Annotated in this window: 10 protein-coding genes; 5 read left to right on the top strand and 5 right to left on the bottom strand. The window is 64.2% G+C overall.

Annotated features, from left to right (window positions below; genetic code table 11):
- Positions 1-2: 2 nt before the first annotated feature.
- Genes J3A71_RS17985 through J3A71_RS17970 form a run of 4 tightly spaced genes read right to left on the bottom strand, consistent with a single transcriptional unit; the run spans position 3 to position 5,772 of the window.
- Complete coding sequence (locus tag J3A71_RS17985; RefSeq protein ID WP_095114913.1) at positions 3-1,697, bottom strand: hypothetical protein; 1,695 nt, start codon at positions 1,695-1,697, stop codon at positions 3-5.
- A gap of 26 nt (positions 1,698-1,723) precedes the next feature.
- The gene (locus J3A71_RS17980) at positions 1,724-3,274 is read right to left on the bottom strand and encodes a BCCT family transporter (RefSeq protein ID WP_016486202.1); all 1,551 of its coding nucleotides are present in this window, start codon (positions 3,272-3,274) and stop codon (positions 1,724-1,726) included.
- A 55-nt stretch (positions 3,275-3,329) separates the two neighbouring features.
- Positions 3,330-4,316: a dipeptidase gene (locus J3A71_RS17975; RefSeq protein ID WP_096425955.1), complete on the bottom strand. Its 987-nt coding sequence runs from the start codon at positions 4,314-4,316 to the stop codon at positions 3,330-3,332.
- 13 nt (positions 4,317-4,329) lie between these two features.
- Positions 4,330-5,772, bottom strand: coding sequence for an aldehyde dehydrogenase family protein (locus J3A71_RS17970; RefSeq protein ID WP_096425956.1), 1,443 nt, complete (start codon positions 5,770-5,772; stop codon positions 4,330-4,332).
- A gap of 95 nt (positions 5,773-5,867) precedes the next feature.
- Here J3A71_RS17970 and J3A71_RS17965 point away from each other — a divergent pair, with 95 nt between their 5' ends.
- The gene (locus J3A71_RS17965; protein ID WP_060516747.1) at positions 5,868-6,755 is read left to right on the top strand and encodes a LysR family transcriptional regulator; all 888 of its coding nucleotides are present in this window, start codon (positions 5,868-5,870) and stop codon (positions 6,753-6,755) included.
- A gap of 9 nt (positions 6,756-6,764) precedes the next feature.
- On the opposite strand, the gene J3A71_RS17960 is transcribed toward J3A71_RS17965, so the two are convergent.
- Complete coding sequence (locus J3A71_RS17960; RefSeq protein ID WP_095114916.1) at positions 6,765-7,679, bottom strand: LysR family transcriptional regulator; 915 nt, start codon at positions 7,677-7,679, stop codon at positions 6,765-6,767.
- Positions 7,680-7,946: 267 nt separating this feature from the next.
- On the opposite strand from J3A71_RS17960, the gene speB reads away from it, so the two are divergent.
- From speB to J3A71_RS17940, 4 genes are all read left to right on the top strand, one after another.
- Positions 7,947-8,918, top strand: coding sequence for an agmatinase (speB, locus tag J3A71_RS17955; RefSeq protein ID WP_016486208.1), 972 nt, complete (start codon positions 7,947-7,949; stop codon positions 8,916-8,918).
- 15 nt (positions 8,919-8,933) lie between these two features.
- Positions 8,934-10,442, top strand: a complete 1,509-nt coding sequence (locus tag J3A71_RS17950; protein ID WP_096425957.1) for an aldehyde dehydrogenase family protein — start codon at positions 8,934-8,936, stop codon at positions 10,440-10,442.
- 96 nt (positions 10,443-10,538) lie between these two features.
- Complete coding sequence (locus J3A71_RS17945) at positions 10,539-10,718, top strand: hypothetical protein (protein WP_016500197.1); 180 nt, start codon at positions 10,539-10,541, stop codon at positions 10,716-10,718.
- The gene (locus J3A71_RS17940) at positions 10,715-12,184 is read left to right on the top strand and encodes a cytosine permease (RefSeq protein WP_096425958.1); all 1,470 of its coding nucleotides are present in this window, start codon (positions 10,715-10,717) and stop codon (positions 12,182-12,184) included. The genes J3A71_RS17945 and J3A71_RS17940 overlap by 4 nt, the downstream gene beginning before the upstream one ends.
- The last annotated feature ends 3 nt before the right edge of the window (positions 12,185-12,187 follow it).

The following is a 12,187-nucleotide window of genomic DNA, read 5'->3' as shown; positions in this document are numbered from 1 at the left end:
GGTCAAAGCTCCCCTTGCGGCATGACCGCAAAATTCCAGTCGTCTGCGAACGGCTGGCCGATGTCACTCACCAACGGTGCGCCTTGGAACAGGGTAATACGTACCCAGCGGCTGGACTTGGGGTCGAACTTGCCCGCGCCGAAAAACGCCAGTTTGCAGCGCAACAGGTGAATCGGCAGCATGTCCCGGGCCAACAGGTTGGCGCGGATTTCACCGTAGGCAGTCTGTGCCATGCCTTGCAGGCGGCGCACTGTGCCTTTGAACGCCGGTTGCGCGATCAGGAAGTGCGCGGTCAATGCCTGAGGCTCTAGCAGCAGGTGTTGCAGCAGCGCGGCATGGCACTGCTGGAGATTGCGGGCAATGCCCAGCTGCATTTCTTTGTCGGCCCCCGGTTCCTCGGCGCGCATGCCCAGGCGCGGCTCCTCTTTTTCGGCCGAGCGGTACCAGAAGAAGTGCTCGGCATCCACCGCACCGAAGTCGTAGCCCAGCGCCCAGCCGTACTGCTGCTCTATCAGCTGGCGCAGTTGCTCAAGGGGCATCTGGGCATCCAGCTGCCAGCTTTCGTTGACACCCATGTGCTCGGCCAGGGGCGTGACCTGCGCCGGGTACAGCTCCAGCAGCAAGCTTGCCAGCAGCTCCTGGCAGCCCACCCCGGTGTGCGCCTGCGCCCAGGCCTGCAAACGCGGCCAAAGGCCCTCGCCGGCGGCTTGCGCGTCTAGCCAGGTGGCCACCAACGCAAGCTCGGTCACGGTTTGCCGGTTTTGCTCCTGCTGGCGCTGGTCTTCGGTCTGAGTCTGGATCACGTGCACGCGGGCCCGCGCCAGCAAGCCCTGCAGGCGCGCCAGCTGGTCAGGTTCGGCCGCCTGCGCCAACACCACGGCCAGTGCCGTTTCCCGCGTGTGGATCCAGCGTTCCACCAGTTGCGGGTGGTTGATCAGGAACGGTGCCATGCCCAGCCCGGTCGCGTTGCCGACCCCCAGGTAGCGTTGCAGGGCCGGCGCCAGTTGCACTGCCCGCTGTGGGTCGAGTGCCTGGGCCATGTGGTTGATCTGCTCGATGCTGAAGTGGCGCAACAGGTAGACCGTGAACATCTGCGCGCTGAACGGCTGGTTGAAGTCCGGGTTGTCTTGCAGGCAGCCAAAGTCGGCGATGCCGAACTTGCCGTTGCCGTAAACCGCAGTGGTGCGATACAGGTAGCCGACTTCAGCCAGTTGCTGTGGGTCGGGCTGGCGGCCTTGCGCCAGCGCCGTCAGAAACCGGTCGAAATTGCGCAAGCTACGGTTGGCCCGTGACAGCACCAGCACGCGGGCATCGAAGCGGCCAGCCTCCTGCAGCGGCACGTTGCGCTGCAGGTCGGCCAGTTGCGCCGCATCGACATCGCCATTGACCAGCACGAAGGTGACGTCCCACTGGTCGGCGATCACCCGGTCGCTGCGCTTTTCTGGCGGCAGGTAGGCCGAGAAGATCACGCAGTGGTAATGGCCATTCGGCGTGTCGATGCGGTAGATCGCGGTGCCGAAGCCTTGGCCGTCAAGGTCGAAGCAACAGCGCTGGATGCGCCAGTGCTGCTGCATCATCCGGCGCATGCTGCTGCGCACGAAGCTCAGCGGGCTCTGGAAGTGGCTGCCCAGCCGGGCCAGGTCCATGACCTGGCTGGCAGGGCGCAACACCGGTATTGCAGGCACGTTGGCGGACATTGTTGTTGTACCTGGATGGATCATGTTCAGACGCCTTGTTCGCGGGCCATGTGCCGGGCGATGCGCACTGCATCCCACAACGCTGGCAGGATCACCAGCGACACCGGCACTGCGGTAATGACAATGAAGGACTGCAGGGCCGTCACACCGCCTGCGCCGATGGTGATCAGTACCACCGCCGCCAGGCCCATGCCGATGGCCCAGAAACCGCACAGCCATTTCTTGGGTTTATCGTTGCTGGACATCGCCAGCGCCACGGTGAAGGCCATGGCGTCGCCATTGGTGGCCACCGAGATGAAGCTCAGGAACAGGAACAACGCGCTGATCAGGCCTCCCAGTGGCAGGTTCTGCGTCACCCCCAGCAGCAGGTCTTCGGGCTGGGCGCCATGGGCGGTGACGATGCCTGGCGTTTGCAGCTCCAGGCCGATACCGGTGCCGCCGACCACGGTGAACCAGAACATGGTCACCAGCGGCGCGATGATCGACAGTGTCATGATGATCTCGCGAATGGTGCGGCCGCGCGAGATCCGCGCGACGTACAGTGCCACCATAGGCGCGTAGCCGATGAACCAGCCCCAGTAGAACACCGTCCACCAGTCCAGCCACTTGGGGTCGGCGCGGAACATTGCCATCGGCAGGAAGTGTTCCACATGCAGGGCAAAGGCCGCCGGGAAACCGCCGAGGATGAACAGCGTCGGCCCGAACACCACCATGAACAGCGCCAGGCCGATCATCAGCCAGACGTTGATCTCGCTGACAAAGCGGATGCCTTTGAGGCCCACCAGGCACGAGACGGTGTACATGGCCGTGACCAGCACAATGGTCAGCGACTGGGTGACGATATCGTTAGGCAAGCCCCACACCGCATGCATGGCGCTGCTGATCTGCAGGCCGAGAAAGCCGATCGGGCCGATGGTGCCGGCCACCACGGCGATGATCGAGCTGGCGTCGGCCAGGGTGCCGATCGGGCCTTTGAGCGCCCGCTCGCCGAACAGCGGGTAAAGCAGGGTGCGCGGCGCCAGCGGCAGGCCTTTGTCGTAGTGCAGGTGCATCAGCACGATCGCCAGCAGACTGCCCAGCACGGCCCAGGCCAGAAAGCCCCAGTGCACGAACGATTGCGCCAGTGCCGCGGTCGCTGCAGCTTCGCTGTGCGGCTGCAGGCCGGCGAAGAAGGGCGGCGGGCTGGCAAAGTGCATCAAGGGTTCGGCAGCGGCCCAGAAGGCGCCGCCACCTGCCAGCAGGGCGCACATGATGACGGCGATCCAGTTGAAGGTGCTGATGTCGGGGCGTTGGGTAACGCCGCCCAGGCGTACGCGCCCGCTTCTGGAAAAGCCGATGAACAGGCTGACGGCGAAGGTTGCCAGCATCAGCACTTGCCAGTAGAGGCCAAAGAACCTGGTCGACCAGGCGAACAGCGTGTTGACCAGCGCCGACACGCTGTCGATATCGATCAGCGCCGCCAGCAGGAAGGCGCCGAGGAAGCCGCCGCTGATCAGGAACAATGGCCAGTCGATGTCGCGTGCCATTGGCAGGCCCATGGCCTGGCCTTCAGCCTGCAGGGTGGTTGGGTTTTTCATGAAGCCTCCGGAACCTGCGATTGTTGTTATTGTTGATGCTGTCCGTGCAAGGGGCTCAGGCCTGTGCCGTGGTGGCGGTTTCCAGCAGGCGCAACCAGTTCAGCCCCATGATGTTGGCCACGTCCTGTTCGGCAAAGCCACGGGCGCGCAGGCCCTGGGCGATGTTGCCGAAATCGCGGCTGTCGCGGAACCACTGCAAGGGCGCCGGCCAGTTGGCGTTGTCCTTGGAGCCTTCGCCGTAGTCCTTGTCCTTGCTCCAGCGGCCGTTGCGCATCCATTCCAGCACGGCCAGCGGTTGCGCCTGGCACAAGTCGGTGCCGATGCCGATATGCTCCACGCCCATCAGGTCGGCGGTGCGCGCGACCATGTCGCAGAAGCTTTCCAGGCTGCACTGCGAAGCACCCTTGAGGTGGAACGGGTAGGTGCTGAAGCCCAGCAGCCCACCTGATGCTGCGATCCCGCGCAGCACCGCATCGGACTTGTTGCGTTTGGCGGCGTGGAAGCTGGCCGGGTTGGCGTGGGAGATGATCACCGGTCGGCTGGACAGCTCGATGGCCTCCAGGGTGCTGCGCTCGGCGCTGTGGGACATGTCGATGAGCATGCCGACCCGGTTCATTTCGGCGATCACCTGGCGGCCAAAGCGGCTGATGCCGTTGTCTTCGCGCTCATAGCAGCCGCTGGCCAGCAGGCTCTGGTTGTTGTAGGTCAGTTGCATGACAAACACCCCGAGCTGGCGGAAGACCTCCACCAGGGCGATGTCGTCCTCGATCGGCGAGCAGTTCTGGAAACCGAAGAAAATCCCCACCCGGCCTTCCTCGTGCGCCAGGCGGATGTCGCTGGCCGTGCGCACCGGGCGGATCAGCTCGGGCCAGGTCTCGAAGCGGCGGTTCCATTCACCCAGGCGTGACAGGGTTTCGCGGGCGTTTTCGTGGTAGGCGATGGTGGCGTGTACCGCGCTCAGGCCACCGGCCTGCATCTGCTGGAAAATTTCCGGGCTCCAGTTGGAGTACTGCAGGCCGTCGATCATCAAAAGGTCATGCATGGCGTGTACTCCTTCAGGGCCGCAGGTAGGTGGTCTTGACCAAGGTGTAGAAGTCACGGGCGTACTGGCCCTGCTCCCGTGGGCCGAAACTCGAAGCTTTGCGGCCGCCGAACGGCACGTGGTAGTCGGTACCGGCGGTCGGGAGATTGACCATCACGCAGCCGGTCTGGGCACGGCGCTTGAAGTGGCTGGCGTGGCGCAGCGACTGGGTGATGATGCCGGCGGTAAGGCCGTATTCGGTGTCGTTGAGCGTGGCCAGCGCCTCTTCGAAGTCACGTACGCGGATCACGCAGGCGATGGGGCCGAACACCTCCTCGCGGTTGATGCGCATGTCGTTGCGGCTGTCGATGAACAGCGCCGGGCGCATGTAGTAGCCGTCGCTCTCCAGTTGCAGGCGTTCGCCACCTTCGATCAGGGTGGCGCCTTCGGCCTGCGCCAGCTGCAGGTAGGCCAGGTTCTGTTCCAGCTGGCGCGCGTCGGCAACCGGGCCGATCTGCACGCCGGCCTCCAGGGCATGGCCGACCTTGAGCTGGCGCATGCGCTGGCGCAGGGCCTCGACGAAACGGTCGTGGATGGCGTCGCACACGATCAGCCGTGAAGACGCGGTGCACTTCTGCCCGGTGCCGAAGAAGGCGCCGTTGAGGGCGCATTCCACGGCCAGTTCGAGGTCGGCGTCATCCATGACCACCAAGGCATTCTTGCTGCCCATTTCCAGCTGGCAGCGCACCAGGTTACCTGCGGTGGCGACCGCCACGCGCCGGCCAGTCTGCAGCGAACCGGTGAACGTCAGGGCATCGATGTCAGCGGACTGCACCAGCGCCTCGCCGACGTCGGCGCCGCTGCCCATCACCAGGTTGAAGGTGCCGCTGGGCAGGCTCTGGCGGCTGATGATCTCGGTGAGTGCCCAGGCGCTGGCCGGCACCAGGTTGGCCGGCTTGAACACCACGGCGTTGCCGAAGGCCAGGGCCGGGGCGATTTTCCAGGCGGCGGTGGCCATGGGGAAGTTCCACGGGGTAATGATGCCCACCACACCCACCGGTTCGCGATGCACTTCGATGTCGATCCCGGCGCGCACCGAGGCGGCGGTCTCGCCCATCTGGCGCAGTACTTCGGCGGCGTAGTAATGGAAGAACTGGCCGCTGCGGTTGACCTCGCCGATGCCTTCGGCCAGGGGCTTGCCTTCTTCTCGCGAGAGCAGCTCGCCGAGCTCCTGCTTGCGCGCAATCAGTTCATCGCCGATGGCCATCAGCACTTGCTGGCGGGCTTCCAGGCCGCTGGCGGCCCACAGGGGCTGTGCGGCACGGGCGGCCTGGATGGCCTGGCGGACCTGTTCGGCGCTGGCCTGCTGATACTGCCCGATCAGGTCGCCGGTGTCCGAGGGGCTGTAGTTGCCCAGGGTGGTGTGGCCTTCGCACCACTGGCCATCAATGTAGTTGTTGTAGGGCTTGTGTGACATGGATGAACGCCTCTGTTTGCATGGCATTCATGATGCGAGCAATATGCAGCAAATAAAAATTAATAAAAAAAATGCTTTGATAAGGAATGCTAACCATGTTGCCCGAGCTGAAGATCGCCCAGTTGCGCTACTTCGTACTGGTCGCTGAACTCAAGAGCTTCCATGCGGCCGCCCGACAGGCCTTTCGCACCCAGCCGGCGATATCCCTGGCCGTGCGTGAGCTGGAGCAAAAGCTGGGGCAGGCACTGGTCGAGAAGGGTGGGGGGCGGGTAGAGCTGACGCCATTCGGCGAGCATTGCCTGCCGTTGTTTCGCGGCTTGATCGAGCACCATGACCGCATTGCCCGTGAAGCCACGCTGCTTGCCCGGCATGAAATCGGCCAGGTCAGCATCGCCACCGTGCCTTCAGTGGCCAGCCGCATGCTGCCAGGGCCGCTGGCCCGCTTCGTGGCCGCGCACCCGAACGTACAGGTCAGCATCCAGGATGGCACGGCCGAACGTGTGCAGCAGTTGCTGGCCCAAGGGCAGGTGGATTTCGGCATCAGCAGCCTGTGGGTGGACGATGAGCAGCTCGAATTCGCCCCGATCGTGAATGATCAGGTGGGCGTCGTGTGCCGCAGTGACCACCCGTTGGCGCAGGCGGGTGATGCCCTGCACTGGGCGCAGTTGCAGGGCGAGCCGATGATTCGCAATGGCACCTCGCAACTGCTGGCCGGCACCGAGGCCGAGGGGTTGCTGACGCACAGCCGGCTGTTCATTTCCAACATGATTTCGTTGATCGCCATGCTGGAGGAGGGGGTGGGGATCAGCACGCTGCCGTACCTCGCCTTTCCGCAGGAGAACGAAAAGCTGGCGTTCGTACCGCTTGTGGAGCCCAAGGTCGAGCGGCATATCGGCATGCTCACCCGCAAGGGGCGCAGCTTGTCACCTGCGGCAGGGGCATTGATGGCGTTTCTGCAGGTGCAGCTGGCCCAATCCGGCTGAGCCTGCGGCTCATGGCACCCCAGGCTGGCTGGTGCAGGCCGCCAGGTCCTCCAGAAAGGCCTGCAGGATGGGCGGGCGCGACACTCCGCGCCGGGTCACCACTTCGAAGGGTGAGCTGAGGTTCAGCGTGCTGGCCCCCAGGCGACGCATTTCGCCCGTCTTGACCCACTGCTCGGCAAAGTGCTCGGGCAAAAAACCGATGTAGGCCCCGGAAATGATCAGGATCGCCGCTGCCTCGATGTTCTCCACCGTTGCGTCGGCCTTGGCGATGCCCAGTTGCTCCAGGTCGTACTGCTGCATGTAGCCACGCACCACGATACGGCTCTGGCGCACGTCTTCCATCAGCCGGCCGTTGGCTGCATTGCTGGCGAACAACGGGTGGCGCCGGCCACAGTAAAGCCCCAGGGCCTCGTCATACAGCGGCAGGTAGGACAAGCCAGCCACCCGTAGCGGGAAATGGCCGATGGCCAGGTGCAGCCTGCCATCCAGCACGCGCTCTTCGAGTTCTGCCGGGGCACCGATGTAGATGTGCAGGTGGGCATCGTGCCCGCGTGAAACAAAGCGCTGGGTGGTGCGCGGTAGCGGCGAGACGGGGTCGGTCAGGGTGGAGTCGATGATGCCCAGGTTGAGCTTGCCGCTGATGTGCTGCTTGAGCACGTCGGCGTCCAGGCAAAAGCTCTCCACGGCACTGAGCAAGCGCAAGGTTGCCTCATGGATCGCCACCCCTTGCTCGGTCAGGCGAAAGCCGCTGCGCCCGCGTTGGCACAGCTTGACCCCCAGGCGGGTTTCCAGGTGCGTCATCTGTTCGCTGATGGTCGACTGGCCGGCATTGAGTGCCGCCTGCGCGGCAGAAAAGCCGCCGCACCGGACGATAGTGGTGAATACCCTGAGCAGCTTCAGGTCGACATCGTGGAGCTGGATCACCGTAGCCTCCCGGCCGGGCCTCACATCGCCCGTGCTGATATGAGCGCCCGTGCATTGTTCTTGTTGCGCAAGCTAACCATGAGTGCCAGGCCGCTGCAATGCCTGGCGTTGCCCGCCCGCATTGCCTTCGGTTACATCGGAAGGGGCGATGTATGTATCTGCACTTGCGCATTTTTCCCTGCCCCGGTGGTTGCCATAGTGGCTGCAACGGTGGTCGAGCAGTCGCCCCGTCTCCTGACATACAACAAGAAGTGGAGAAACCAGAACATGGCAAAACACGGTTATGAGTCCGGCCGCCTGAACCTGCCCTTCGTGGGCCATTGCACGTTCGCCAAGGCGCCGGTATGCACCGACTGGGAGGCTATCGACGCCGACGTGGCGATTTTGGGCGCGCCCAACGACATGGGCACCCAGTGGCGTTCAGGGGCGCGTTTCGGGCCGCGTGGCATTCGCGAGGCATCCACCCTGTTTTCCTTCGGCCATGCCGGTGCCTACGACTTCGAGGATGACGCCACCTACCTGACCGAAGACCAGGTGCGCATGGTCGATGTGGGCGATGCCGACATCGTGCACACCGACATGGTCAGCAGCAACGCAAACATCGAGGCGGCCGTCAGGCAGATCCTCGCAGCCGGCGCCATGCCGGTGGTACTGGGCGGTGACCATTCGGTGCATGCCCCGGTGATCAAGGCGTTCGAAGGCCACGGGCCGATCCACATCGTGCATTTCGATGCCCACCTGGACTTCGTCGACGAGCGCCATGGCGTGCGCTATGGCCACGGCAGCCCACTGCGCCGCGCCTCGGAGCTGGATCACATCGTCGGCATGACCCAGATGGGTATCCGCAACGTGTCGTCATCCAACCGCGACGACTACGACGCCGCTCGCGAGGCCGGCTCGCAGATTCTTTCGGTACGTGACGTACGCCGCCTGGGCTGCGAGGGGGTGCTGGCGAAAATCCCGGAAGGGCGCAACTACTACATCACCATCGACATCGACGGCTTCGACCCCTCCATTGCCCCTGGCACCGGCACGCCGAGCCATGGCGGGTTCCTTTACTACGAAGTACTGGAAATCATCCAGGCGCTGGCCAAGCGCAGCCACGGCCGCATTGTCGGTATGGACCTGGTCGAAGTGGCCCCGGCCTACGACCCCACCGGCATGACCTCGATCCTTGCCGCGCAACTGCTGATGAACAGCATCGGCTTCATTTTCCACGCGCGCGCCAAAGCCCGCTGACCCGGAGACTGTACTGTGGACAACAAGGTAAAAGCCTATTTGCAGGCCTTTGGTGTTAGCGAGGCGACCCAGCGCTTTCTCAGCAAGCCGCAGCGCATGTTCATTGGGGGTGCCTGGCTGGAAGCCAGCGACGGTGGCAGCGCCGAGGTGGTCGAGCCCTCTACCGAAGGGGTACTGACGCGCATCCCCATGGGTACCGCAGATGACCTTGACCGTGCGGTGCGCGCCGCGCGTGCGCAGTTCGACGGTGGCGCCTGGAGCCAGCTGAAACCGCTGGAGCGCGAACGCCTGATCCATCGCCTGGCCGACCTGATCGAAACCCACGGCGACGAACTGGCGCAGATCGAAGCCATCGACATGGGCAAGTCGGTGGTGCAGGCGCGTGCTGTCGACATTCAGGGCACGGTCGACACCCTGCGCTATTTCGCCGGTTGGGCCAGCAAGATTCATGGCCGCACCGTCGAGCCTTCGCTACCAGGCAATTACCTGGCATACACCCGCAAGGAAGCGGTAGGGGTGGTCGGCGCCATCGTGCCGTGGAATTTCCCGCTGCAAACCATGGCCTGGAAACTGGGCGCAGCGCTGGCCACCGGCTGCACCGTGGTGGTCAAGCCGGCGGAGCTGACCTCGCTGTCGGCACTGCGCTTTGCCGAACTGGTACAGGCGGCAGGAATTCCCGACGGGGTGGTTAACATCGTGACCGGGCGCGGCAGCGTGGTCGGCCAGGCGATGTCCAGCCACCCGGGCATCGACAAGCTGAGCTTTACCGGCTCTACCCCGGTGGGTTGTACAGTGGGCAAGACGGCGATGGACCAGATGAAGCGCCTCACCCTCGAACTGGGCGGCAAGTCGCCAGTGATCGTGTTTGCCGACGCGGACATCGAGGCGGCGGCGCAAGCCTTGGCCAACGGCGTATTCTTCAATTCCGGGCAAGTGTGCGACGCCGGTACCCGTGCTTACATCGAGCGCAGTGTCTACCCGGCATTTCTCGAAGCGCTGGCGCGCTACACCGCGACGTTGAAGATCGCCCCGGGGCTCGACCCTGAGTGTTTCATCAGCCCCATGGTGTCGCAGCAACAGCAGCAGCGGGTGCTGGATTACATTGCTCTGGGCAAGGCTGAAGGCGCGCAGGTGCACTATGGCGGCGAGCCGCTGGACGGCCCGGGCTTTTACGTGCAGCCGACAATCTTCGCCCACTGCCGCAACGACATGCGCATCGTCAGCGAGGAAATCTTTGGCCCGGTGCTGGTCACCCAGCCGTTCGATACCCAGGAGCAGGCCCTGGCCCTGGCCAACGACTCGCTGTTCGGCCTGGCCGCGGCGATCTACTCCAACGACCTGGGCAGGGTGCACGGGCTGATCCCGCAGTTGCGGGCCGGTACCGTGTACGTCAACGCCCACAGCACCCTCGACCCGGCCATGCCGTTCGGTGGCTACAAGCAGTCGGGCTATGGCAAGGACCTGGGCGCGGAACAACTGGAGTTTCTGCTGGAGACCAAGGCGGTCTGGATCACCTTGCCCTGAGGTTCAGGGCCTGTCTGCGTCGCTGAGGTTTGGCGAGCGACGCAGGTTCAATCAAGCATCGAATTTCAAGAACAAGAACCTGTCGAGGTGATGCCGATGAACAGCCAAGTGGATGTAGAGCGTGCGCAGGACCTGGAAAGGCGCCTGTGCGCCTACGAGGAATTGGAGAAGCGTGTGCAGTGGCCGGGCGCCTTGACGGCGGCTGACGTGGTTGCACTTACCCTGCTGGTGCTGGTGATGATTGCTGGCGCGTACTACCTGGGAGGCCAGCCATGAGCGCCTCCCGCGAGCAGGAGTTTCGCCTGGGTGCGGAACGTGGCGACACCCCCTTGCTACCCGGTGAGCGGGTTTGGGGCTTCTGGGGCTTTGCCTACGCCAACTCGGCGCTGGCGGTGGCCACCTGGGTGTTCCTGATCGGCGGCGCCACGGCGCTGTTCGTCGGGCCCTTGCAAGGGATTGCGGCGATCATCATCGGCAACATTATCGGCGTGGTGCTGGCTGCCTCGTCCACCTGTCTGCCCTGTGGCAAGTACGGCGTCGAGCAGTTCACCTTCCTGCGCAGCATGTTCGGCCTCAATGGCAGCCGCCTGGTCTACTTCCTCTCGGTGGTGGTGCTGACCATGGGGTGGCTGGCGGTGCTTGGGCTGATGTGCGGGCGGGCGCTGGACAACCTCGAGACCCTGGTGCAACAGCGCCAGCCCGGCGCAGACGGTTGGCTGGTAACCGCCGGGGCTTTGCTGGCCATTGTGCTGGCGGCCCTGGTTGCCATGCGCGGGCCGGACATGATCCGCCGCCTGAGTGCGGTGATCGCACCCAGCCTGATCCTGATCATGCTGGCACTGATGTACTTCATTTCCCGGCGCTACAGCCTCGACGAACTGCTGGCCATGCCGCCCTTGCAGCCACCCTTCGAGAACCCGCACGTCAACTTCATGGTCGCGGTGGAAATCAACATTGCTGCGGGCTTTTCGTGGTGGCCCTACATCGGCAACCTGTCGCGCCTGTGCAGCAACCAGCGTACGGCCTTCTGGCCCAACCTGGTGGGCATCTTCGGCGCCGCTTCGCTGGGTGAGTCGGTCAGCCTGTTCGCGGCCACCACCCTGGGCAGCAGCGACCCCACGGCGTGGATGCGCCTGGCCGGTGGCATGGGCTTCGGTATCATCGCCTTGAGTTTCCTGGCGCTGGCGAACCTGACCGGCATGGTCAACATCCTCTACACCGCAGTGATCGGCTTGCGCCAGCTGGCAGGCGAACGCCTGCGCAGTGTGGGTTGGGGGGTGTTGATCGCGCTGTTCTGCATCATCCCGGTGGTTATCGTGGTATTGCTGCCGGGGATCTACGATGGCTTCTTCATCTTCCTGGTGTGGACCTCCGCCCTTAACAGCGCCCTGGCCGGTATCGGCATCGCCGATTACTTCTTCCTGCGCAAGCAACGCCTGAACCTGCGGCATATCTACGCCGAACAGAGCGTGTCGCCCTTGCGCTACTGCAAAGGCTTCAACCCCGTCGCGCTGGTGGCGCTGGTGGCGGGCTTTGCGGTCTACGTGGTGGTGTTCAACCCGCAAACCCTGGCCCATACCGACTTCTTCACCTTCGCCACGGCCTCGCTACCGTCCTGCCTGCTGGCCGGGCTGGTGCACTACGGCCTGACCCGACTGCTGGCAGCACGCCTGGGTTGGGGCGGCTACCCAAAGCGTAACGCACGCAATATCGAGGCCGTAGGCCTTCGCGCACAGGACTAGAAC

It is taken from the genome of Pseudomonas sp. PvP089, from assembly GCF_017875165.1.
Lineage (GTDB): Bacteria > Pseudomonadota > Gammaproteobacteria > Pseudomonadales > Pseudomonadaceae > Aquipseudomonas > Aquipseudomonas fortuita.
The sequence above is the reverse complement of the archived record's forward strand: the minus strand, read 5'-3'. Positions and strand labels throughout refer to the sequence as shown.